Annotated in this window: 22 protein-coding genes; 11 read left to right on the forward strand and 11 right to left on the reverse strand. The window is 64.4% G+C overall.

The window, feature by feature from the left end; genetic code table 11:
* Nucleotides 1–3: 3 nt before the first annotated feature.
* Nucleotides 4–291, forward strand: coding sequence for a GIY-YIG nuclease family protein (locus QAZ22_RS04495; RefSeq protein ID WP_278205790.1), 288 nt, complete (start codon nt 4–6; stop codon nt 289–291).
* 143 nt (nt 292–434) lie between these two features.
* Here the strand turns inward: QAZ22_RS04495 and QAZ22_RS04500 are convergent, their stop codons facing one another.
* Nucleotides 435–1,658, reverse strand: a complete 1,224-nt coding sequence (locus QAZ22_RS04500; protein WP_278205791.1) for an argininosuccinate synthase — start codon at nt 1,656–1,658, stop codon at nt 435–437.
* Nucleotides 1,659–2,107: 449 nt separating this feature from the next.
* Between QAZ22_RS04500 and QAZ22_RS04505 the strand changes: the two genes are divergently transcribed.
* Entirely contained in the window at nt 2,108–2,749 is a 642-nt protein-coding gene (locus tag QAZ22_RS04505) for a LysE family translocator (protein ID WP_278205792.1), read from the forward strand.
* A 16-nt stretch (nt 2,750–2,765) separates the two neighbouring features.
* Here QAZ22_RS04505 and QAZ22_RS04510 read toward each other — a convergent pair whose 3' ends face one another.
* Both QAZ22_RS04510 and rlmN read right to left on the reverse strand, forming a co-directional pair.
* On the reverse strand, nt 2,766–3,233 hold the full coding sequence (locus QAZ22_RS04510; protein ID WP_278205793.1) for a hypothetical protein: 468 nt from the start codon (nt 3,231–3,233) through the stop codon (nt 2,766–2,768).
* Nucleotides 3,230–4,465, reverse strand: a complete 1,236-nt coding sequence (rlmN, locus tag QAZ22_RS04515; RefSeq protein ID WP_278205794.1) for a 23S rRNA (adenine(2503)-C(2))-methyltransferase RlmN — start codon at nt 4,463–4,465, stop codon at nt 3,230–3,232. The genes QAZ22_RS04510 and rlmN overlap by 4 nt, the downstream gene beginning before the upstream one ends.
* A 302-nt stretch (nt 4,466–4,767) precedes the next feature.
* Between rlmN and QAZ22_RS04520 the strand changes: the two genes are divergently transcribed.
* Nucleotides 4,768–5,067 (forward strand): hypothetical protein, encoded by a 300-nt coding sequence (locus QAZ22_RS04520; protein WP_278077849.1) that lies wholly within the window; start codon nt 4,768–4,770, stop codon nt 5,065–5,067.
* Between the two features lie 166 nt (nt 5,068–5,233).
* Complete coding sequence (locus QAZ22_RS04525) at nt 5,234–6,577, forward strand: chloride channel protein (RefSeq protein WP_278205795.1); 1,344 nt, start codon at nt 5,234–5,236, stop codon at nt 6,575–6,577.
* A 52-nt stretch (nt 6,578–6,629) separates the two neighbouring features.
* On the opposite strand, the gene QAZ22_RS04530 is transcribed toward QAZ22_RS04525, so the two are convergent.
* Both QAZ22_RS04530 and QAZ22_RS04535 read right to left on the reverse strand, forming a co-directional pair.
* Nucleotides 6,630–7,136: an invasion associated locus B family protein gene (locus tag QAZ22_RS04530; protein ID WP_278205796.1), complete on the reverse strand. Its 507-nt coding sequence runs from the start codon at nt 7,134–7,136 to the stop codon at nt 6,630–6,632.
* A gap of 384 nt (nt 7,137–7,520) precedes the next feature.
* Nucleotides 7,521–7,883 carry a YkvA family protein gene (locus QAZ22_RS04535; RefSeq protein WP_278205797.1) on the reverse strand — a complete coding sequence of 121 codons (363 nt, stop codon included), beginning with the start codon at nt 7,881–7,883 and terminating at the stop codon, nt 7,521–7,523.
* Nucleotides 7,884–8,293: 410 nt separating this feature from the next.
* On the opposite strand from QAZ22_RS04535, the gene QAZ22_RS04540 reads away from it, so the two are divergent.
* Nucleotides 8,294–9,220, forward strand: a complete 927-nt coding sequence (locus QAZ22_RS04540; RefSeq protein WP_278202354.1) for an IS110 family transposase — start codon at nt 8,294–8,296, stop codon at nt 9,218–9,220.
* A 160-nt stretch (nt 9,221–9,380) separates the two neighbouring features.
* Here QAZ22_RS04540 and QAZ22_RS04545 read toward each other — a convergent pair whose 3' ends face one another.
* Complete coding sequence (locus QAZ22_RS04545; RefSeq protein WP_278205798.1) at nt 9,381–9,674, reverse strand: 4a-hydroxytetrahydrobiopterin dehydratase; 294 nt, start codon at nt 9,672–9,674, stop codon at nt 9,381–9,383.
* Nucleotides 9,675–9,724: 50 nt separating this feature from the next.
* Between QAZ22_RS04545 and QAZ22_RS04550 the strand changes: the two genes are divergently transcribed.
* The gene (locus tag QAZ22_RS04550; protein ID WP_278205799.1) at nt 9,725–10,243 is read left to right on the forward strand and encodes a low molecular weight protein-tyrosine-phosphatase; all 519 of its coding nucleotides are present in this window, start codon (nt 9,725–9,727) and stop codon (nt 10,241–10,243) included.
* Here QAZ22_RS04550 and thpR read toward each other — a convergent pair.
* A complete protein-coding gene (gene thpR / locus QAZ22_RS04555) occupies nt 10,147–10,743 on the reverse strand; it encodes an RNA 2',3'-cyclic phosphodiesterase (protein WP_278205800.1) in 597 nt (198 codons plus the stop codon). The genes QAZ22_RS04550 and thpR overlap by 97 nt on opposite strands.
* A gap of 215 nt (nt 10,744–10,958) precedes the next feature.
* Nucleotides 10,959–11,600 (reverse strand): arylesterase, encoded by a 642-nt coding sequence (locus QAZ22_RS04560; RefSeq protein WP_278205801.1) that lies wholly within the window; start codon nt 11,598–11,600, stop codon nt 10,959–10,961.
* An 82-nt stretch (nt 11,601–11,682) separates the two neighbouring features.
* Here QAZ22_RS04560 and QAZ22_RS04565 point away from each other — a divergent pair, with 82 nt between their 5' ends.
* The 4 genes from QAZ22_RS04565 to QAZ22_RS04580 all read left to right on the forward strand — a co-directional run bounded on the left by QAZ22_RS04565 (nt 11,683) and on the right by QAZ22_RS04580 (nt 16,753).
* The gene (locus QAZ22_RS04565; RefSeq protein WP_278205802.1) at nt 11,683–12,378 is read left to right on the forward strand and encodes an ABC transporter ATP-binding protein; all 696 of its coding nucleotides are present in this window, start codon (nt 11,683–11,685) and stop codon (nt 12,376–12,378) included.
* Between the two features lie 190 nt (nt 12,379–12,568).
* Complete coding sequence (locus tag QAZ22_RS04570) at nt 12,569–15,067, forward strand: ABC transporter permease (RefSeq protein WP_278207788.1); 2,499 nt, start codon at nt 12,569–12,571, stop codon at nt 15,065–15,067.
* A 256-nt stretch (nt 15,068–15,323) separates the two neighbouring features.
* The gene (locus QAZ22_RS04575; RefSeq protein WP_278205803.1) at nt 15,324–16,064 is read left to right on the forward strand and encodes a Bax inhibitor-1/YccA family protein; all 741 of its coding nucleotides are present in this window, start codon (nt 15,324–15,326) and stop codon (nt 16,062–16,064) included.
* Between the two features lie 116 nt (nt 16,065–16,180).
* Complete coding sequence (locus tag QAZ22_RS04580; protein ID WP_278205804.1) at nt 16,181–16,753, forward strand: GNAT family N-acetyltransferase; 573 nt, start codon at nt 16,181–16,183, stop codon at nt 16,751–16,753.
* Nucleotides 16,754–16,856: 103 nt separating this feature from the next.
* On the opposite strand, the gene QAZ22_RS04585 is transcribed toward QAZ22_RS04580, so the two are convergent.
* The 3 genes from QAZ22_RS04585 to acnA all read right to left on the reverse strand — a co-directional run bounded on the left by QAZ22_RS04585 (nt 16,857) and on the right by acnA (nt 21,586).
* Nucleotides 16,857–17,243 (reverse strand): DUF2794 domain-containing protein, encoded by a 387-nt coding sequence (locus QAZ22_RS04585; protein WP_278205805.1) that lies wholly within the window; start codon nt 17,241–17,243, stop codon nt 16,857–16,859.
* A gap of 529 nt (nt 17,244–17,772) precedes the next feature.
* Nucleotides 17,773–18,522: a thioredoxin family protein gene (locus QAZ22_RS04590; protein WP_278077836.1), complete on the reverse strand. Its 750-nt coding sequence runs from the start codon at nt 18,520–18,522 to the stop codon at nt 17,773–17,775.
* A gap of 373 nt (nt 18,523–18,895) precedes the next feature.
* Nucleotides 18,896–21,586 carry an aconitate hydratase AcnA gene (acnA, locus tag QAZ22_RS04595; protein WP_278205806.1) on the reverse strand — a complete coding sequence of 897 codons (2,691 nt, stop codon included), beginning with the start codon at nt 21,584–21,586 and terminating at the stop codon, nt 18,896–18,898.
* 284 nt (nt 21,587–21,870) lie between these two features.
* Between acnA and ccmA the strand changes: the two genes are divergently transcribed.
* A complete protein-coding gene (gene ccmA, locus QAZ22_RS04600; protein WP_278205807.1) occupies nt 21,871–22,473 on the forward strand; it encodes a heme ABC exporter ATP-binding protein CcmA in 603 nt (200 codons plus the stop codon).
* Nucleotides 22,474–22,639 lie beyond the last annotated feature (166 nt).

Below are 22,639 nucleotides of genomic sequence, written 5' to 3' on the forward strand. Positions count from 1 at the left end.
GGCATGACAGGCTATGTTTACATGACCGCAAGCCAGAAAGGCGGCACGATCTACATCGGCGTCACCAATGATCTCGGCCGTCGAATGCCCGAGCACAAGACCGGCCAAAGCTCCAGCTTCACCAGCCGCTACGGTGTGCAGCGTCTCGTCTGGTACGAGGAGTATTTCGACATCGCCGACGCGATCCAGCGTGAGACGTCATTGAAGCGCTGGCCACGCCGATGGAAGGTGGAATTGATCGAGAAGAGCAATCCGGAATGGTTCGAGTTGTTTCGCGGAACTGGCTGGTGAACGTTCTGCACCGTGGCGGCTCTCAACCGTCACGGCATGGATTCTAGGGTCTGCGCGCGTCGCTTTCGCTCCTTGCTCCGCCCTAGAATGACGAAGGATGGGCTGCCGGGACAGCACTCCCCTTGCGGGGGAGATCAGCAGCGTCAACCCTTGCGGTTCCTCGCCGCCAGTGTCCGCAGCCTCAATCCATTCAGCCGGATAAAGCCTTCGGCGTCCTTCTGGTCGTAGGCGCCGCGATCGTCCTCGAAGGTGACCAGCGCGTCGGAATAGAGCGTCTTCTTCGACTTGCGGCCGGTGACGATGACATTGCCCTTGTAGAGCTTCAGCCGCACCGTGCCTTCGACGTCTTCCTGGCTCTTGTCGATCATCGCCTGCAGCATGACGCGCTCGGGCGAGAACCAGAAGCCGTTGTAGATGAGCTCGGCGTAGCGCGGCATGAACTCGTCCTTGAGGTGGGCGGCGCCACGGTCGAGCGTGATCGATTCGATCGCCCGGTGGGCGGCGATGAGGATGGTGCCGCCGGGGGTCTCGTAGACGCCGCGCGACTTCATGCCCACAAAACGGTTCTCGACCAGGTCGAGGCGGCCGATGCCGTTGTCGCGGCCGAGGTCGTTGAGCGCCGCCAGCATGGTGGCCGGCGACAGCTTCTTGCCGTTGAGCGCGATCGGATCGCCCTTCAGGAACTCGATCTCGATCTCGGTGACGACATCGGGCGCGTCCATCGGCGAGACGGTGCGCTGGTGGACGAATTCCGGCGGCTCGCTCCACGGATCCTCCAGCACCTTGCCCTCGGAGGAGGAGTGCAGAAGGTTGGCGTCGACCGAGAAAGGCGCGTCGCCGCGCTTGTCCTTCGGCACGGGGATCTGGTGCTGCTCGGCGAAGTTGATCAGGTCGGTGCGCGACTTGAACGACCAGTCGCGCCACGGCGCGATGACCTTGATGTCGGGGTTGAGCGCGTAAGCCGACAGCTCGAAACGCACTTGGTCGTTGCCCTTGCCGGTGGCGCCGTGGGCGATCGCGTCGGCCCCGGTTTCCTTGGCGATCTCGACCAGATGCTTGGAGATCAGCGGGCGGGCGATCGAGGTGCCGAGCAGATAGGTGCCTTCATAGACCGCGTTTGCGCGGAACATCGGAAAGACGAAGTCGGAAACGAATTCCTCGCGCACGTCGACGATGCGGATGTCCTTGATGCCCATCATCTCGGCCTTGCGGCGCGCCGGCTCCAGCTCGCCGCCCTGGCCGAGGTCGGCGGTGAAGGTGACGACCTCGGCGCCGAGCTCGGTCTGCAGCCATTTCAGGATGATGGAGGTGTCGAGGCCGCCGGAATAGGCGAGCACGACTTTCTTCACGTCTTTGAACTTGGACATTGTTGCGGTTCCGCGGGTAAAAGGTTTGGGGGCGAGTATCACGGGGTTTCCGGCTCATGCAAGAGACGAAGGCAGATCCAGCGCCATCACTTCAGGTTTGACTTTGCCCCCACTCATTACGGGCGTCGGCGCCGCCCCTCACCTGCCTGCCGGCATCCTCTCCCCGTATAGTGACGGGGGGAGGGGCGCTCTCATCGATGATTTCGCCAATCCCCAGCGTTGCAAGGTAAGGGCCAACGGCGCAGCCAGCCCTTTCTCCCCGTCACTATACGGGGAGAAATGCCCGGCAGGGCAATGAGGGGCGGCGCCGACCTCGACGATTGCCTGAAGCGGTTGCGCCGGACCGCTTGTCTGTTGCGATGCTGGACCAGAGGCCACGTCAGCCAGTTGCTAGCGTGCCCTGGCTGGCCGCGCTATAGGGTCTTCGATCCATCCCGCAGGGGCGAGCAATGTCCTTCATTCCCGACACCACGACGCTGATCCAGTTCGCCATCGCCACGATAATCCTGGCGATCACGCCGGGGCCGGACATGACGCTGTTCGTGTCGCGCACGCTGAGCCAGGGCCGCGCCACCGGCTTCGCCTCGATGGCCGGGGCGCTGTGCGGCACGCTGATCCACACCACGTTGGTGGTGGTCGGCGTCTCGGCGCTGATCGTGGCTTCGCCGATGGCCTTTTTCGCGCTGAAGATCTTCGGCGCCGGCTATCTCATGTTCCTGGCCTGGCAGGCGGTGACGAAGGGCTCGGCCTTCTCGCCTGAGAAGAAGGAAGGGCCTCGGATCTCGCTGCTCCGCAGTTGGGCGGCCGGGCTTGGCGTCAACCTGCTCAATCCGAAGATCATCCTGTTCTTCATGACGTTCCTGCCGCAATTCGTCTCGGCGCATGATCCCAACGCGCCCGGAAAGCTGTTTTTCCTCGGCGTCATGTTCATCGTGCTGTCGATCCCGGTGACGGCGCCGATGGTGCTGGCGGCGGAGAAGTTCTCGGCGGCGATGAAGGCGAGCCCCCGCGTGACGCGCGTGGTCGACTATCTGTTCGGCGGCGTATTTTCGGCGTTTGCGCTCAAGATCCTGACGGCGCAGGCGAAGTAGGCGGCACCTCGCGGAGTCAGGATTCCGGATCGGTCAGCGGCTCGCGGCGCCAGCTGCCGGCCCGGCGGCCGGCCGAGAGCCAGTAGAAGATGCCGCCGACCATGCCGCTGCCGATCAACGCGAGCCTGACATTGTTGTCGGCGACATCGAAATCGCCGTCGCCGAGATTATGCGCGAAGCCGAGGAAGACGATGGCGATGACGGCGCCGCCCAGCGCGTAAAACAGCCAGTCGCGCCGTCCCAGCACTTCGGCGATCAGGATGACGACCGCCGCCGGCATGAAGCCGAAATAGGCGACGAACAGCGCCAGGAAAGGCACCGAAAAATAGAGCGCGGGCGCGATCGTCGGGTGTCCTGGCTCCGGCACGTAGCCGAAATAGCCGAGGAAAAGCACGTTGAGGAAGGCGCTCGCCGCCAGCGAGGCGACGAAATAGCCGATGAGGATGGCGGCGAAGCGGACGAGATAGGCGACGATACGCCTCACGCCTCGCCGTGCCCCGCGATCATCATGGCTTCCAGCGCCAGGCGGTCCACCTTGCGCATCCGCTCCGATTCCGACTTCAGCTGGCCGCAGGCAGCCAGGATGTCGCGGCCGCGCGGCGTGCGGATCGGCGAGGCATAGCCGGCGTTGTTGATGTAATCGGCGAACTTCTCGATCGTCTCCCAGTCCGAGCACTGGTAGTTGGTGCCGGGCCAGGGATTGAACGGGATGAGATTGATCTTGGCCGGAATGCCCTTCAAGAGCTTCACCAGCGCCTTGGCGTCGTCGAGGGAATCGTTGACGTCCTTCAGCATCACATATTCGAAGGTGATGCGGCGGGCGTTCGACAGGCCGGGATAGGCGCGGCAGGCGGCGATCAGCTCCTTCAGCGGGAACTTCTTGTTGATCGGCACCAGAAGGTCGCGCAGGTCGTCATTGGTGGCGTGCAGCGAGATCGCCAGCATGACGCCGATCTCCTCGCCGGTGCGGGCGATCTCCGGCACCACGCCGGAGGTCGACAGCGTGATGCGGCGCTTCGACAGGGACAGGCCGTCGCCGTCGGAAGCGATCAGCAGCGCCTTCTTCACCGCCTCGAAATTATAGAGCGGCTCGCCCATGCCCATCATGACGATGTTGGAGACTTTTCTGCCCTCGGCCGGCACGATGGCGCCGTCCGGCGTGTCGCGGTCGGGGAAGTCGCCGAGACGGTCGCGCGCGGTGAGCAGCTGCGCCAGGATTTCCTCCGTCGTGAGGTTGCGCACCAGCTTCTGCGTGCCGGTGTGGCAGAAGGAGCAAGTCAGCGTGCAGCCGACCTGCGAGGAGATGCAGAGCGTGCCGCGACCCTCCTCCGGGATATAGACGGTCTCGATCTCGACCGGCCGGCCGGCGCCGCGCGGCGGGAAGCGGAACAGCCATTTGCGCGTGCCGTCGGAAGAGATCTGCTCCTCGACGATTTCGGGCCGGGCGACGGTGAAATGCTTGTCGAGCTCGGCGCGCAGTTCCTTGGAGATGTTGAACATGTGGGCGAAGTCGGAGACGCCGCGCACATACATCCAGTGCCAGAGCTGCTGGGCGCGCATCTTGGCCTGGCGCTCAGGCACGATGCCGGCCTCGACGAGGGCGGCGCCAAGCTCGGCGCGGGTCAGGCCGATCAGCGACGGCTTCCCCGTCGCTGCAGCACGAGCGCGCAAGGCATCGCGCGCGCCTTCGGCGGTCAGATCGAATGAAAGGGTCATGGTTGCGCCAATATAAGCGGTTTGCGGCCGATTTCAGCATCGTGCCTGAAATGAAGCGCGGCGCATAGCACAGGTTGCAAGCGGAGTCATGGGGCGGGGCTTCCCTTCTCCCACAAGGGGAGAAGGGAGAGGCGCCGATCGGCAACGACCTTACTCTTGAGTATCCGGTCTTCGGCGGTGACCGCTGACGTGCGCGCCATCTTCGGTCCGATCACATAGTCGTGTTTGGCGTAACGCTTCGCCGCCCGGCGGCGAAATCTGAAAGGGGCAATTGTGCCCCGCGCAAAACGGGAGTGAGCAGAATGCATTCGATCAAGCTTGTCGCGATTGCCGGCCTTGTCGGCCTGTCCGTCTCGCCGGCGCTTGCCGAGGACACGATGGGAACCATGACGATGATGAAGGCAGGGCAGGTGACGGCGATCATGCCCGACGGCCACATGGGCACCATGATGCCGGACGCAAAAATGAGCAGCGAAATGATGAAGTCGGCCAAGCCGATCAAGCACTGCATGATGATGATGACCGATGCCAAGGGCAAAGCCTACATGATCGACACGTCGACCAAGAAGGCACAGGCCGAATGTGAAAAAATGGCCATGTGAGCCAGCCCGGATCCCGCCAGCGCGATGCAGGCGGGATCCGGCGAGCCGATCGAGCGCTCTTGAGAAATTGCCGATGAGGGCTTGGCCGCGAGCGCGACCAGCCTGACCCACGGGCTTGATCGGCTGCATAAGTGTGCTAGGCCGGGTCATCATCAAGAGGGCGCAGATGGCCGGCATATCGCGAAGACACCCCATGCTGCGGCGCTCGCAGGCAATATGGGGGTCGCGGCGTGTCTGGCAGCCGCGACTGGTGTTCTGGGCCGGCGCCGTCTCGATCGGATTGATCAGCGTGCTGTTCGCCATGCTGGCCGACCAGGCACAGGCGCTGTTCCACGTCGTCACAGCCGGCGACGGCGGCTGGCGCTTCTACCTGCCGCTTGTCTTGACTCCGGCGGGCTTCGTGCTTTGCGCCTGGCTTGCCCATTCCTTCTTCCCGGGATCGCAAGGCAGCGGCATTCCGCAGGCGATCGCCGCCCGCCACCTGCGCGACGACGAGGACCGTGGGCACCTCCTTTCGCTTCGCCTGGCGGCAGGCAAGATCGCGCTCACCGTGATGGGCCTGTTCTGCGGCGCTTCGATCGGCCGCGAGGGGCCGACGGTGCAGGTCGGCGCCTCGCTGATGTTGCAGGCCGCGCGCTGGGGCGGCATGGCGCAGGCGCGCGGCCTGATCCTGGCCGGCTCCGCCGCCGGCGTCGCCGCCGCCTTCAACACGCCGCTGGCCGGCATCGTGTTCGCCATCGAGGAGATGGGCCGCGCTTACGAGTCGCGCACCAACGGGCTGGTTCTGACGGCGGTGATCCTGGCCGGGCTTGCCTCGCTCGGCCTGCTCGGCAACTACACCTATTTCGGCGTCGCCAAGGATACGGTGGCCTTTGCCGCCGACTGGCCGCTGGTGGTCGCCTGCGGGGTCATCGGCGGCGGCTTCGGGGCGCTTTTCTCGCTGTTGGCGTTGAAGATCACGCGGCGTATCCGGCGCTGGAACGCGCTGCAGCCATTGTGGCGCGCGCTGCTCGTGGCAGGAATCTGCGGGCTGGCGGTTGCCGCGATCGGCCTTGTCTCGGGCGGCCTCACCTTCGGCACCGGCTACGCGCAGGCCCGTGGCGCCATCGAAGGCGCGCCGCTGCCGGCATTCTTCTTCCTGGAAAAATTCGCGGCCGGGGTGCTTTCGATGGTGTCGGGCATTCCGGGCGGCATCTTCGCGCCGTCGCTGGCGGTGGGCGCCGGTCTCGGCAGCACGCTCGGCCTGGTCTTCGGCGCTAGCACCGGTCTCGCCGCGCTGCTCGGCATGGCCGGCTATTTCGCCGGCGTCGTGCAGGCGCCGATGACGGCCTTCGTCATCATCCTCGAAATGACCGGCAACCACGACAATGTAATCGCGCTGATGTGCGCGGCGGTGCTGGGCTACGGCACGGCGCGGCTGATCTCCAACGAGCCGCTCTATCACGCGCTGTCGCGCGTCTTCATCGCCGAGGCGATCCGGCGGCGGCGGGCCGCCGAGCATCCAGGCTGAAAAAGCCGGACTTGCGGTCCGGCTTTGCCTCAAGGCGGGGTTTTGCTTTCGCCTACTTGCACTTGGCGATCGAGGCCAGCGCGGCCGAGATACCCTTCAGCGAAAAGACGTAGGATGTCGGATTGCCTCGGCCCGACTTGGCCGACACTTTCATGTCGGTGCCGGTCTTCATGGCGGCGATCAGCACCGGCTCCTCGGCGGCGTTCTCGACCCAGGCCGACTTGCCGCGGGTGAACATCGAGAAGGTCTTCTTGTCGATGGTGACGGTGGCCTTGGAGCCTTCCTGGAAGTTATAGCCGGCGATGAACTGCGGCTCGTAGGAGACCTGCTGCCCCGGACGCTGGCTGACGAAGAAGAACATGTCGCCATGGTCGAGCGACGGCGGCTGCTTGTCGGTCGGCACGGTCAGCACATAACAGACCTTGCCGCCCGTCGATTGATAGCTGTAGGTGCCCCAGGCATTGTGCTGGCCGATCTTGGTCGCCTGCTGTGCCAGCGCCGGCGCCGCGAAGGCGGCCGCCAGGACCAGGCTGGAAACTGTAGCAATCAATCCGCGCATCGTTCTTCCCGTATTCCCAAATGGTGCGGAGGCGGGCCGCCTGGCGTCCTGCCGTCGCTTCATTTTGATTTAATCAGGGTTACCAAACGGTGAATTTTCCTCAAGAAAAGGAGCCTCACCCCAGGAAACCGCCACCATTCACGCCGCCGCTTCGGAGCGGCGGTCGCGATGTCCCGGCGCGAACTTGGAGGGCACGAAAGCGGCAAGAGTTTGTCTTCTCGCGCGGGCGGTTTCGCGGTCTCGTTGCAACGGCGCGGAGCCGGTCCTCGCTCCGGGGCTGAAGCGCGTCGCGATCCTTCGGATTCGTTCCGCACGCTTCAGGCTTTTGATTTTGCGCATGTCTTTGTCCCGAAACCGGTCCCCACTTCGGGAGACATGCTTTAGTTAGCCCTTGTCGGCCAGGGCGTCCCTGGCGGCCTGCCGGTGCGCGGGCGTGATGTGGGCGCTGACGGCGGTGATCGCAGCGGTCAGGACGGCAAGGTCGTCGGTGAAGCCGACACCGAGGACGAAGTCGGGAATGAAGTCCACCGGCAGCACGAAATAGCCGAGCGCGGCCAGCAGGATGCCCTTGGCGCGCAGCGGCGTGTCCCTGTCCATGGCGCAATAATAGGCGGCGACCACCTCGTCCATGAACGGGATCTGCCGGGCGGCCTTCTTGGCGGTGCGCCAGAATTTCTCGCGCACCTCGCCCTCGCCGGCGAGCTTGTCGCCAAAGCCGAAGAAATCAAAACCGGAGTCCTGCGCCATCAATGTCTCCTTGGCCGCGCGACGTTGCGTGCCGGCCCGCCGCGGGAGATGTGGTGAAAGCGGGGGGCTGCTACAAGAGTTGGGCGTTGTGCTGGCCCCAGAATCGAACTCGGCAGCATTGGCCGTGGGTAAGCCGAGTTGGCAATCGCTACGTTGGAGATTGGCCGGAATATCCCTCCCATCGTTATTCTATGGCGAAGCAAGGAGCGGAGCGACGCGGCGTAGACCATAGAATCCTGTGTGTTGGTTCCGGTGTATGGTTGAAGTGGGAAGGAGGCCGAGTGGATCCTGGTCGTCCTTTCGGACAGGCCGCGGCATGGCCCGGTCCCTTCCCACCGGTGAACCATCAACCTGAACAGTTGCACGGGGCTGTTCCAAGCAGACCCCGCACCACAGGAAGAGGCGTGGACATGATAGTGCAGAACTATGTCGGCTGCGACATCTCCAAGCAGTGGCTAGACTTTTTTGACGAGGCAAGCGGCCGTTTTCGGCGCATCGACAACCAGGCTGAGGCGATCGCTGCCTATGTGGCAGGCCTTCGTCCCGGCCAAGACTTCGTCGTCATGGAGGCGACAGGCGTGCATGACCGGCTGCTGCGCCACGCGCTGGCCAAGGCCGGCGTGCCGTTCTCGCGGCACAATCCGGCCCATACCCACCACTATGCCAAGTCGACGAGACGGCGCGCCAAGACCGATCGTCTCGACGCCAGGATGCTGAGCGACTATGGCCGTCGCTATCAGCCGGCGGCCGAGCCGGCGCCGTGTGAACAAAACGAGCAGCTTCAATCGCTTGCCCGCTACCGCGACCATCTGGTCGAGATGCGGGCAACGCTGAAGAAGCACCTCGCTGAGGCCTTCGACGAGATTGTCATTGCCGACCTTGAAGAAACGATTGCCGCCTTCGACACACGCATCCATGCGCTCGAGAGCCGGATCGCCAACGTTATTCGTCAAACCGAGGACACCGCCCGCGATTACACGCTGATGATCTCCGTGCCGGGTGTCTCCAAGGTCGGCGCGCTCTCGCTCCTGGCGCACCTGCCCGAGCTCGGCCAGCGTTCACCCAAGGCGATCGCCGCACTCGCCGGCCTTGCCCCGTTCGACAACAAGAGTGGCAAGCTCAACCGCAGGAGCCAGATCCAGGGCGGGCGATCACGCGTGCGCCGCGCCCTCTATATGGCAGCCCTCACGGCCATCCGAACCTGCGACCGGTTCAAGTCCTTCTACAGCGCACTTGCCGCCCGATCAGGCTCCAAGAAACTCGCCATCATCGCCGTCGCAAGGAAGCTCTTGGTCGTCCTCAACGCTATCATGCGCGACAAAACCACATTCGCATGAACACAGTTGCCATGCCATTACTTTCGAGAGCCGCGACGGTGCGGAATTCTGCCCCGCTGCATACTACGGCAGATGTCATGGCATGGATCCCAGGGTCTCCGCGACGCCGCTGCGCGGCTGCTTCGCCCTGGGATGACGACGTCGAGGCCGTGTCCTCGCCCTACCCGAAATACCGGTTCATCCGCTTGGCCAGCTCGACGTCGAGCGCCGTGACGCCGCCTGCATCATGGGTATTCAGCGTCACGTCGACGGTCTTGTAGACGTTCGACCAGTCGGGATGGTGGTCCATCTTCTCGGCGGCCAGCGCCACGCGGGTCATGAAGGCGAAGGCTTCTGAGAAGTTCTTGAAGCCGAAGCTGCGTTTGATGGAGGCGCCGTCGGCGGCCAGCGACCAGCCTTCGAGTTCGGTAAGCGCGGTGGCGATCGCCTCCTTGCTGAGCTTTTCCCTGGTCATGTCGGGTTCCCGTGCTATTCGAAAATTGAAACAACCATAGCGCCGGATCGATGAGCGCAAAGCCCTTAAAATCCATTCTGTTCGTTTGCCTCGGCAACATCTGCCGCTCGCCACTGGCCGAGGGTGTCTTCCGAGCCGTGTGGGCCGAGCGCGGGATGACCCGCGATATCGTGCTCGATTCGGCCGCCACCAGCGGCTGGGAGGTCGGCTCCGCTCCCGATCCGCGCGCGATCGCGGTCGCCGCAAGCCACGGCATCGACATTTCCGGACAAAGGGCGCGCAGAATAGCGCCGGAGGATTTTTCGCGCTTCGACCTGATCCTCGGCATGGACCGCTCGAATGTGCGCGATCTCAAGGCGCTGGCGCCTCGGGCCGGGCGCGACCGTATCCATCTCTATCTGAAATTTGCGACCGGAACGGAACGGGACGTGCCGGATCCCTATTACGAGGATCAGGAGGCCTTCGCCGCCGTCTACCGCATGATCCGCGAAGCGTCGGAGGCGCTGGCGAAGCGGCTGGAGGCGCGCGCGTCGGCGCCGGTCAAGGGCCACGCTTCCTCGACGATGTAAGGGCCGCCGCCGACCGAATCGCGCGACGACATCAGGACGAAGCGGCCGACGCGGAAAGGCAACGCTGAAAAGTTGCCGCGCGCCGAAAGATATTGCGCGACGTCCGCCGGGCTCGAATTGCGCAGGCGGGCGAGCGTCACGTGCGGCGAGAACTTGCGCGGATCGGCCGGCAGGCCGAGCCGCTGGCAGATGCGGTCGATCTCGCCCTGCAGCGCCGTAAGGTCCGGCGAGACGGCGACGCCGGCCCACACCGCATGCGGCTTCTTGCCGCCAAAGGCGCCGACCCCGGAGAGCGCCAGCTGGAAAGAAGGGCGGTGGATGCGATCCAGCGCGTTGGCGATCTCGTCGGCGACATGGCCTTCGACATCGCCGATGAAGCGCAGCGTCAGATGGTAGTTTTCGACATCGATCCAGCGGGCTCCGGGAAGGCCGCCCCGGAGCAGGGACAGCGAAAGAGCGGCATCACGCGGAATTTCGAGGGCGGTGAAAAGACGTGGCATGGGAAGCCTCCTGTCCTCGAATCGAAACTCTCATCCCTAGCGAATCATCGATGTCCGCGCGGGGCAAGCAGTTTGTTGTCCACAAAGTTTCCCCAAGGGAAACCGTGGTATTCCAGCCTCACCAAAGCGCATCGCGATCTTTCAGGTTCGCTCAGCGCGCTTGATTCTGCGCATGTCCTTGTCCGAAATCGGTTCCCACTTTCGGGAGACATGCTTTATGCGCCGCCATCGGCGGCAATTGCCTTCTCGACAGTGGGCAGGATGCGCTCGACGATCACTTCGACGCCCTTGGAGTTGGGGTGCAGGCCGTCCTCGAGCTGCAGGTCGGGATGGCTGGCTACGCCGTCGAGAAAGAACGGATAGAGCGGAACATCGTATTTCGCGGCGAGCCCCGGATAGATCGCATCGAAGGCCTGCTGGTAGCCGGTGCCGAGGTTGGGCGCCGCGCGCATGCCGGCAAGAAGCACGGCGATCTTGCGCTGTTTCAGCTTCGCCAGCATAGCGTCGAGGTTCTTTTCGGCGATGTCGGGCGAGACGCCGCGCAGCATGTCGTTGGCGCCGAGCTCGAGGATCACGAGCCGGGTGCCGTCCGGCACCGACCAGTCGAGCCGCGCCAGCCCGCCGCTCGTGGTGTCGCCGGACACGCCGGCATTGGCGACGGCGACGTCATGGCCTTTCGCCTTCAGCGCCGCCTGAAGCCTGTCGGTAAACCCCTGACCCGGACCGAGACCGAAGCCTGCCGTCAGGCTGTCACCGAAACCGACGATCTTGAACGTCTCGGCGCGCGCCGACGAAATGGCGCCGCAAACCGCAAGGAAAAGGATGAGGGCTGCGGCAAGAGTATGTTTGAAAGCCATGCAGCGAGCCCCATATGACCGAAACAATCCCCGGGAGGAGGCGTTCTCGTCTCCTTTTTCCACCATATAGGACGCTTTCACCGTGACAGAAGCCGTCATCGCATTGAGGGATGTCTCGCTGACGCTCGGCGAGGGAGCTTCCTCGGTCCATGTGCTGAAAGGCGTCAGTCTCGATGTGGCCGCCGGCGAAGCCACCGGCATCGTCGGCCCGTCGGGCTCCGGCAAGTCCACCTTGCTGATGGTTCTGGCCGGGCTGGAAAGGGTCGATGCGGGAACAGTGCGAATCGCCGGCGAATTGCTCAACGGCAAAAGCGAGGATCGGATTGCATCGTTCCGGGGGCGAAACATCGGCATCGTCTTCCAGTCCTTCCACCTCATCCCCAATATGACGGCACTTGAAAATGTCGCGGTGCCGCTGGAGCTCGCCGGCCATGCCGACGCGTTCGGCGTGGCGGCGCGGGAACTCGCGGCGGTCGGCCTGAGCGACCGTGTGACGCACTACCCCGGAGAGCTCTCGGGCGGCGAGCAGCAGCGCGTGGCGATCGCCAGGGCGCTGGCGCCTTCGCCGCGCATCCTGATTGCCGACGAGCCGACCGGCAATCTCGACCAGGCGACGGGAAAGCAGATCGCCGACCTCTTGTTCGCCAAGGCGGCCGAGCGCGGCATGACGCTGGTGCTGGTCACGCATGATCCGGCGCTTGCGGCCCGCTGCTCGCGTCAGGTGTCGATGCGCTCGGGGCGGATCGAGGATGCGCCGCTGCTTAAAGTGACCGCGTAACGCCATGGCGAACGGAGCCCCCTCATCCGGCCCTTCGGGCCACCTTCTCCCCGAGGGGAGAAGAGATCGCCAGCGTCGGCGCAAACCTCTTCTTCTCCCCGCCGGGGAGAAGGTGGCCGCGAAGCGGCCGGATGAGGGGGCCGCCTGGCTTCGCACGCTGAAGCTCGCCATCCGCTTCTCGCTGCGCGAGATGCGCGGCGGCCTGTCCGGCTTCATGATCTTCCTTGCCTGCATCGCGCTCGGCGTCGCGGCGATCGGCGGCGTCAATTCGGTGGCGCAGGCGATCACCGCCGGCGTCGCCAACCAGGGCCAGACGCTGCTCGGCGGCGATCTGCGCTTCCAGATCAACCAGCGCAGCGCTACGCCTGCCGAACTCGGCTTCCTCGGCAGCCTGGGCACGGTGTCGCTGAATTCGGGTATGCGCTCGATGGCGCGGCTCGAGGACGGCTCCGACCAGGCGCTGGTCGAAGCCAAGGCGGTCGACGACGCCTATCCGCTCTACGGCACGCTGGAAACCGATCCGCCGCTGCCGAAGAAGGAACTGTTCGGCGAGAGAGCGGGCATTTTCGGCGCCGCCGCGCCCGATCTTTTGTTCGATCGGCTCAATCTGCATATCGGCGACCGGCTGAAGCTTGGCGGCGCCACTTTCGAGCTGAGAGCCAGGCTGATCAGCGAGCCGGACGCGATATCCGACGGTTTTGGATTCGCGCCGCGGCTGATGATCTCGAACGACGGACTTGCCGCATCCGGACTGGTGCAGCCCGGCAGTCTGGTCGAGAACGCCTATAAGCTGCGGCTGCCCGCCGGCGCCAGCGAGGCGCGGATCAAGGAAATCCAGGCCGTGGCGGCGAAGGAATTTCCACAGTCCGGCTGGTCGATCCGCACGCGCAGCAACGCGGCGCCGGCGCTCTCCTCCAACATCCAGCGCTTCTCGCAATTCCTGACGCTGGTCGGGCTGACGGCGCTGGTGGTCGGCGGTGTCGGCGTGGCGAACGCGGTGCGCGCCTATCTCGACGGCAAGCGCGGGGTCATCGCCACCTTCAAGAGCCTCGGCGCCTCCGGCGGCTTCGTCTTCACAGTCTATCTCGTGCAGATCCTTTTGATTGCCGGCCTCGGCATCGTGCTCGGCCTGGTCCTGGGTGCCGCCATGCCGTTCGCGGCGAGCGCGCTTCTGCAGTCGGTGATCCCGGTGCCGGCGGAGGGCGGCTTCTACGCGAGCGCACTCGCCATGGCCGCGCTCTTCGGCCTCCTGGTGACGCTGGCCTTCGCGCTCTTGCCGCTCGGGCGCGCCCGCGACGTGCCGGCGACGGCGCTGTTTCGCGAGATGGGTTTTGAGAGCCGCGGCCTGCCGCGCCTGCCCTATGCCGGCGCTGCTCTCGCGATCGTGCTCGGGCTGGCGGCTTTGGCCATATTTTCCGCCGACGACCGGCGCATCGCCTCGATCTTCGTCGGCGCCACGGTCTTTGCCTTCCTGGTGCTGCGGCTGGTGGCGGCGCTGGTGCAATGGATGGCCCGGCGAAGCCCGCGCGTGCGTTTCGTGTCGCTTCGGCTGGCGCTCGGCAACATCCATCGTCCCGGCGCGCTGACGCCATCGGTGGTGCTGTCGCTCGGGCTCGGTCTGACGCTCCTGGTGACGCTGGCGCTGATCGACGGCAATCTCAGGCGGCAGATTTCCGGCAGCCTGCCGGAGCGGGCGCCGAACTTCTTCTTCGTCGACATCCAGAGCAGCGATGTCGACGCTTTCGCCGGCCTGGTCGAAAAGGAGGCGCCGCGGGGAACGCTGGTCAAGGTGCCGATGCTGCGCGGCCGCATCATGGCGCTCAACGGCGTCGACGTCGACAAGGTGAAGATCCCCGCCGACGGCGCCTGGGTGCTGCGCGGCGATCGCGGCCTGACCTATGACGCCAAGCAGCCGGAGAACGCCACGCTGACCGAAGGCGCGTGGTGGCCGCAGAATTATTCCGGCGAGCCCCTGGTGTCGTTCTCGGCCGAGGAGGGCAAGGCGATCGGGCTGAAGCTCGGCGACACCGTCACCGTCAACGTCCTCGGCCGCAACGTGACGGCGAAAATCGCCAATTTCCGTCAGGTCGAATGGGAAACCATGGGCATCAATTTCGTCATGGTGTTCTCGCCCAACGCCTTTGCCGGTGCGCCGCATGGCTGGCTGGCGACGCTGACCGACAAGGGCGCCACCACGGCAGACGACGCGCGGCTGCTCAACGCCGTCACGCGCGCATTTCCGGCGGTGACGACGGTCCGCGTCAAGGACGCGCTCGACATCGTCAACCGGCTGGTCGCGCAATTGGGCACGGCGATCCGCGCCGCCGCCGGCGTGGCGCTGATCGCCTCGGTGCTGGTGCTCTCCGGCGCTCTGGCCGCCGGCAACCGGGCGCGCATCCATGACGCGGTGGTGCTGAAGACGCTCGGCGCGACGCGCAGGACACTGATTGCGGCCTTCTCGCTGGAATATGTGCTGATCGGCCTTGCGACGGCGCTGTTCGCACTTGCCGCGGGCGGCGTCGCGGCATGGTTCGTCGTCGCGCACATCATGACGCTGCCATCGCACTTCATGCCGCAGGTCGCGGTCGCGACGATCCTCGTCTCGCTCGGCGTCACCGTCGGCATCGGCCTCGCCGGTACCTGGCGGGTTCTCGGCCACAAGGCGGCGCCGGTGCTGCGCAACCTCTGACCCGGCGAGCGCTGGAGCAGGTTCGACCTGGTTAAATCTTTGTAAGAATGCCGAGCCGAAACGGCCAAAACCCGGCCTTTTGCCTTCTCACGAAGCGTTACGCCTCGTTACCGTCTTGTCCTTGACGTCAAGAACCATCATATTTCTGCGCAGGCATGCTGGAGCCCCGCCAGCGGCGCCTGGTCCGAAGGGCACCCCAAGCGGTCGTCCGGGGCGACCTGTCACCGGACGGGGCAGAAGCAACAGAGGATTTCCAATGGCTGATCCCATTCGCAACTACCAGACGTCCGCCGCCCCCGGCGCGCGCGTCGATATCGATCAGGGCCTGCGGGCCTACATGATCAAAGTCTACAACCTGATGGGGCTTGGCCTGCTCATCACCGGCCTTGCCGCCTGGGGCGCGTTTCAACTCGCCGTCACCGGCGACGGTCAGCTCACGGCCTTCGGCCAGCTCATCTATGCAAGCGCGTTCCGCTGGGTCGTCATCCTGGCGCCGCTGGCTGCGGTGATGTTCCTGTCATTCAGGATCCAGTCGATGAGCGTGGCGGCGGCGCAGACCACGTTCTGGGTGTATGCCGGCCTTGTCGGCCTGTCGCTGTCGACGATCTTCCTCGTCTATACCGGCACCAGCATCACCCAGACGTTCTTCGCCACGGCCGCGGCCTTCGGCGCGCTGTCGCTCTATGGCTACACGACCCGGCGTGACCTGACGGCCTTCGGATCGTTCCTGATCATGGGCGTGATCGGCCTGCTGATCGCGATGATCATCAACATCTTCCTGGCGTCGTCGGCGCTGGCCTTCGCCATCTCCGCAATCGGCGTGCTGGTGTTCGCGGGCCTGACCGCCTATGACACGCAGCGGATCAAGGAGATGTATTTCGAGGGCGACGTCTCGGACGTGGCCGGCCGCAAGGCCATCATGGGCGCGCTGCAGCTCTATCTCGACTTCATCAACCTGTTCATGTTCCTGCTGCAGTTCATGGGCGACCGCCGCTAAAGGCAGTTACCCGGTCTCACTGGACCATAGACTTCGAAAGGGCGGCCCAACGGCCGCCCTTTCTTTTTGTGCAGCCCTCTGCTGTTATCAAGGCAGGAAAACGAAATGCACAAATTATGAGCAATACAGCGATCAGAGCCGCGACGGCGGCCGACCTTGACCGAATCACGGAAATCTACGCCGACGCGGTCACGCACGGCACTGCGAGCTACGAGCTGGAGCCGCCCAACCGCGCCGAAATGGGCAAACGCTTCGAGAGCTTAGCGGCAGGCGGCTTTCCCTATCTCGTGGCGGAGAAGGACGGCACCGTGCTCGGCTATGCCTATGCCGGACCGTTTCGGCCGCGCCCCGCCTATCGGTTCGTCGTCGAGGATTCGGTCTATGTCGCGCCCGAGGCCAAGGGCCAGGGCGTGGGCTTCCTGCTGATGAAGGCGCTGATCGAGGCGGCGCGTGCGGCAGGCTTCCGCCAGGTCATCGCGGTGATCGGCGACGGCCACGCGGACAGCGTCTCGGTGCGGCTGCACGAGAAGCTCGGGTTCTACCATTCCGGACGCCTGGAAGGGTCGGGCTACAAGCACGGGCGCTGGCTGGACACGGTGTTCATGCAGCTGCCGCTCAACGGTGGCGCAGAGCTGCCGCCGGATCCGGAATCGCTGCCGGAGCGGAGATTCAGGCTCGGAGGGAAATGAGGTAACGGGAATGAAGAATCGAGAAAAACAATTCATATCAGGCGTTTAGCGCCTCTTTTCCTCAATTCTTCAGTTCTTCAATTCCCCTGTTCCTCTTCCCGGCTCAGGCCTCGACCAGCTTCAGCTTGGAATCGAAGACGCCGAGCACGCGGCCGAGTTCCTGGCCGCGCTTCAGGATGCGTCCGCCCGCGGCTATGACGGCGAAAGCGCCTTGGCGACGCGCCAGTTTCGGGTCCTTGACGATCTGGAACAGCGGCACTTCGCTGGCGCGGCGGAAGACCGAAAAGACGGCGCGATCGGAGAGATGGTCGATCGCATAGTCGCGCCATTCATTGGCCGCCACCATGCGCCCGTAAAGCCTCAGGATCTGGTCGAGCTCGCGCCGGTCGAAGCGCACCGGCTGGTCGAGGCGTGCGCTGCGCGCCTCATGCAACGGGATCAATATTCCGGATGCTTCCCCATCCTCCGTCCCGCTGCTGTGATCGGTCATGCCTCGATCCTTCGATTGATCTTGCGCAGCCAAGGTTCGCGCTTTCGCAGCCGAATTGCAAGGGCCGGCGACGCAGGCAGGCGTCGCGCGGTTTCCGCAAGGTCCAGTCACGTTTGCGAAACGTGTGTTGTCATTGGTGATGCTTCGCCACATTCTCGCCACAAATTATCCGCGCTCATGCCCCAATCTCCGACGAGTTTACCCGCGTTGCCTGAGACGGTTCGGTCCGGCACCGGCTCGTAAACCCCAAGCCCCCCGCCCACGGGTCAGCGTCGGATCGAACCAACCTCGGTTTTTCCTTGGAAAAATCAGGTGCGACGATCCCAAAACCTGAATGACCGGCGTCAGAAGCAAGCTGACGCCGGTTTTTTATTGGCTCCCCCCTTCTCCCCTTGTGGGAGAAGGTGTCGCCGAAGGCGACGGATGAGGGGTGCTCCAGGGAACGCCAACGTCTCACTCCGCTGGAACACCCCTCATCCGTCTCGGCGCTGCGCGCCGATCCACCTTCTCCCACAAGGGGGAGAAGGGGTTATGGCTTGCGAATGAATGCGGCGCCCAGGATCGGACCGGGCATGCCGTCCTTGCCGACGGACTGCAGCAGCACCGCGCAGCCGCCCTTCTTGGAGATCTCGGTCATCGGCAATTCGTAGCGCTGCGCCTTGCCGTGCCACATGCCGGCGGTCTGGATGTCGGAGACGGCGTTCCAGTAGGTCAGGCTGCGGCCGCTGTTCTCGCCCTGGCCGATCTTCACCATCTGCGGCGGATCGAAATAGACGATCACCACATGGGCGTCGGCCGGGCCATTGCCGGCGTCGCCCGCGTCAATCGTGACGCGGTCGCTGGTGCGGCTCACCTTGATGCCGACCCGCATGCCCTCGCCGGTCCTGTCCATCCGGGCCAGCGCGCCGTCGACGTCCTTGCGACTGGCGCCGTTGACATGGCTGCGGCCGTTGATGACGGCCTGCGGCGTATAGACCGAGCGGCTGCCGAAGGAGCGCATGTAGTCGTACTGCCGGTCGGTGTTCTTCTTGTTGCTCAGCGTGTCCTGCCAGCCCAGATAGTCCCAGTAATTGACGTGGTAGGCGAGCGCGACGATGTTTTCCTTGGCGGCCAGCTCGGCGAAGAATTCATCGGCCGGCGGGCAGGAACTGCAGCCCTGGCTGGTGAAGAGCTCGACCACGCCCAAGGGCTTCTCGGGCTCGCTTGCCAGCGCGGCACCGGCAAACGTTGAAAGGGCCAGCGCAAATGCCGCAAGCCGCAATGGTCCTCGAGATGCCATGACTGTTCCGATTCCCGCCGGTGACGCCGGCCTTGTTCTGATTGCTAAAATATGTGGCAGAACGGACAGTCAACGGGAAGTCACGTTGCGGTGAAATTTAGGCATCGCAACCGCAGATAAGGCGGCACCAGGAGCGCGGCTGCATTTTTCGATGCGGTTCGATTTCGGAGCCGCATCATCGCCATGTGGTAAAGTTTACCAATGCCGCCCGATCTCTATTGCGTGCGAACCGGATCAGGACTTCGAGCCGGGCCGGCGAATGCTTGGCTGGCGGCGGTTTAATTAATTAGGGAATGGGCAGTAGGGCAGTAGGGCAGTAGGGCAGTAGGGGTACCTTTTCCCTACTCCCTTACTGCCCTATTCCCTTGCTGCTTTAGGCAGCAAGATCGCGCAGTACGTATTGCAGGATGCCGCCGTTCTTGAAGTAGTCGAGCTCGTCCAGCGTATCAATGCGGCAGACGATCGGCACGTTCTTCACCGTGCCGTCGCCATAGGTGACCTTGGCGACCATCTTCTGGCGCGGCTTGATCGCGTCCAGCCCGTCGATCTCGACCAGCTCGTCGCCCTTGAGGTTGAGGGAAGCCCATGAGGTGCCGTCCTCGAAGACGAAGGGGATGACGCCCATGCCGACCAAGTTCGAGCGGTGGATGCGCTCGAAGGACTGGGCGATGACCGCGCGGACACCAAGCAGATTCGTTCCCTTGGCCGCCCAGTCGCGCGAGGAGCCGTTGCCGTATTCGACGCCGGCGAAGATCACCAGCGGCACGCCTTCCTTCCTGTATTCCATCGCGGCGTCGTAGATCGACATCTCCTCCTTCGAGGGGTAGTGGATCGTGTAGCCGCCCTCGCGGCCGTTCTCGCCCAGCATGTGGTTGCGGATGCGGATGTTGGCGAAGGTGCCGCGCATCATCACCTCATGGTTGCCGCGCCGCGTGCCGTACTGGTTGAAGTCGGCGACGCCGACGCCATGCTCGGTGAGATACTTGCCGGCCGGCGACGCCGCCTTGATCGAACCCGCCGGCGAGATGTGGTCGGTGGTGATCTTGTCGCCGAAGAGACCGAGCACCCGCGCGCCCTTGATGTCGCCGACCTTGCCGAAGGCGCGGCCCATGCCGGCGAAATAGGGCGGGTTCTGCACATAGGTCGAATGGTCGTCCCAGGCATAGGTCTGGCCTTCCGGCGCCTTGACCTTCTGCCAGTACGCGTCGCCTTTGAAGACGTCGGCATATTTGCGGGCGAAGAGCTCGCGCGTGACGTTCTTCTCGATGAACTCCTGGATCTCGGCCGAGGTCGGCCAGATGTCCTTGAGATAGACCGGCTTGCCGTCGCTGCCTTCGCCGAGCGGCTCGGTGGTGAGGTCCTTGGTGACGGTTCCGGCCAGCGCATGCGCCACCACCAGCGGCGGCGAGGCGAGGTAGTTGGCCTGCACGTCCGGCGAGACGCGGCCTTCGAAGTTGCGGTTGCCGGACAAGACCGCGGCAGCGATCAGGCCCTTGTCATTGATGGTTTTCGAGATCGGCCCCGGCAGCGGGCCGGAATTGCCGATGCAGGTTGTGCAGCCGAAGCCGACCAGGTTGAAGCCGATCTGGTCGAGTTCCTTCTGCAGTCCGGACTTCTCCAAATATTCGGCCACCACCTGGCTGCCGGGGGCGAGCGAGGTTTTCACCCACGGCTTCTGCTTGAGACCGCGCCGGTTGGCATTGCGAGCCAAAAGCCCGGCGCCGATCAGCACGCTCGGATTCGAGGTGTTGGTGCAGGAGGTGATGGCGGCGATGACGACGTCTCCATGGCCGAGATCGTAGGAGGCGCCTTCCACCGCGTAGCGCTTCGAAATCTCGGCGGCCTTCTTGTACTCGGTCTCCATCGCCTTGGCGAAGCCGGCGGGAATGTCCTGCAGCGCGACGCGACCCTCGGGGCGCTTCGGGCCGGCCATCGACGGCACGACGTCGCCGAGGTCGAGCTCGAGCAGGTCGGTGAAGACTGGATCGGGCGAGCCGGCGTCGCGCCACATGCCTTGCGCCTTCGAATAGGCCTCGACCAGCGCGATGCGGTTCTCGTCGCGGCCGGACATCGTCAGATAGCGGACAGTCTCGCTGTCGACCGGGAAGAAGCCGCAGGTGGCGCCATATTCCGGCGCCATGTTGCCGATGGTCGCGCGGTCGGCCAGCGTCATGTTGGAGAGGCCGGGACCGAAGAATTCGACGAACTTGCCGACGACGCCCTTCTTGCGCAGCATCTGGGTGACGGTGAGCACGAGGTCGGTGGCGGTGACGCCTTCCTTCAGCTTGCCGGTGAGGCGGAAGCCGATGACTTCCGGCAGCAGCATGGAGACCGGCTGGCCGAGCATCGCGGCCTCGGCCTCGATGCCGCCGACGCCCCAGCCGAGCACGCCGAGGCCGTTGATCATGGTGGTGTGCGAATCGGTGCCGACGCAGGTGTCGGGATAGGCGGTGGTCTCGCCGTCCTCGCTATTGGTCCACACCACCTGTCCCAGATATTCGAGGTTGACCTGGTGGCAGATGCCGGTGCCGGGCGGCACGACGCGGAAGTTGCGGAAGGCCTGCTGGCCCCATTTCAGGAATTTGTAGCGCTCTTCGTTGCGCTCATATTCCAGCTCGACGTTACGGGCGAAGGCCATCGGCGTGCCGAACTCGTCGACGATGACGGAATGGTCGATGACGAGGTCGACCGGCACCAGCGGGTTGATCTTCTCCGGATCGCCGCCGAGCGCCTTGATGCCGTCGCGCATGGCCGCGAGGTCGACCACGGCCGGAACGCCGGTGAAATCCTGCATCAGCACGCGGGCCGGGCGGTACGCGATCTCGACACCGGCGGTGCCCTTGTCGCTCAGCCACGCGGCGACCGCCTGAATGCTTTCCTTGGTGACGGAACGGCCGTCTTCGTTACGCAAGAGGTTCTCCAGCAGCACCTTCATCGAATAGGGCAGCTGGGCGATACCGTTAAGGCCGTTCTTCTCGGCCTCGGCGAGGTCGAAATAGACATAGTCCGCGCCACCCACGGTCAGGGTGCGGCGGCATTTGAAACTGTCGAGGGATTTTGACACGTGCGATCCGTCCTTGTCTGTTCAGCCTGAAAGGGAACGGACGCCGATGGCATGCAATCACGCGCAAAGGTGCGGGTACGGCCATTTCCGCTGTCCGCTCCCAAGCAACCCGAGCCGTTCAAGGCGGCGCGTGCGCTGGTTCGGCGCTAATTCTTCTCCCGCGCCGACCGCTGGCACGGATGAACCGCATATAGAGAATTTCCTGGAATAGTTCTAGACAGTCGAAAGGCAAATTTGTGCGATGCGGCGGCGGCCGCGAAACGGTGCTTTCGGGACAGGCAAGAATGCGGCTGATCGCCGAAAATCTGGGCGGCGAGCGCGGCGGCGAGATGGTCTTTTCCGGCATCGGATTCGCGCTCGAAAAGGGCGAGGCGCTCATCGTCACCGGGCCGAACGGCGCCGGCAAGTCGACGCTTCTGAGGGTCGTCGCCGGTCTGCTGCCGACAGCCGAAGGCAAGGTGAAGATCGAGGGCGGCGGCGAGGATTTTCCCTCGGTCGCTTCGGCCTCGCACTATCTCGGCCATCTCAATGCGATGAAGACGGCGCTCACGGTGGAAGAGAATCTGGGCTTCTGGCGCGCTTTCCAGGGTGAGCCGGGGTTGGATGTGGAGGAGGCGTTGGAGACGGTCGGGCTGGGAGGAATTGGCCACCTGCCGTTCGGCTATCTTTCGACCGGGCAAAGGCGGCGGGCTTCGATCGCGAAGCTTCTGGTCAGCCGCCGGCCGATATGGCTTCTCGACGAGCCGACGGCCGGACTGGACAAGGCGTCGGAGGAAAGGTTTGCAGGGTTGATGAGGGAGCATCTGCGGGATGGAGGAATCGTGGTGGCAGCGACGCATCTGCCGCTGGGGCTCGAAGGGGCGAAGGCGTTGAGGATGGGTGACTGATGTTGGCGCGAGGTACCCCCCTCTGGCCTGCCGGCCATCTCCCCCTCAAGGGGGGAGATCGACAGTTCGGGCGCCGCGCTAGCCTTGCTACGTTGGAGATTGGCGAAGGCCGGGGTGACATCCAATCTCCCCCCTTGAGGGGGAGATGGCCGGCAGGCCAGAGGGG

Source organism: Mesorhizobium sp. WSM4906 (assembly GCF_029674625.1).
In the GTDB taxonomy this organism is placed as follows: domain Bacteria; phylum Pseudomonadota; class Alphaproteobacteria; order Rhizobiales; family Rhizobiaceae; genus Mesorhizobium.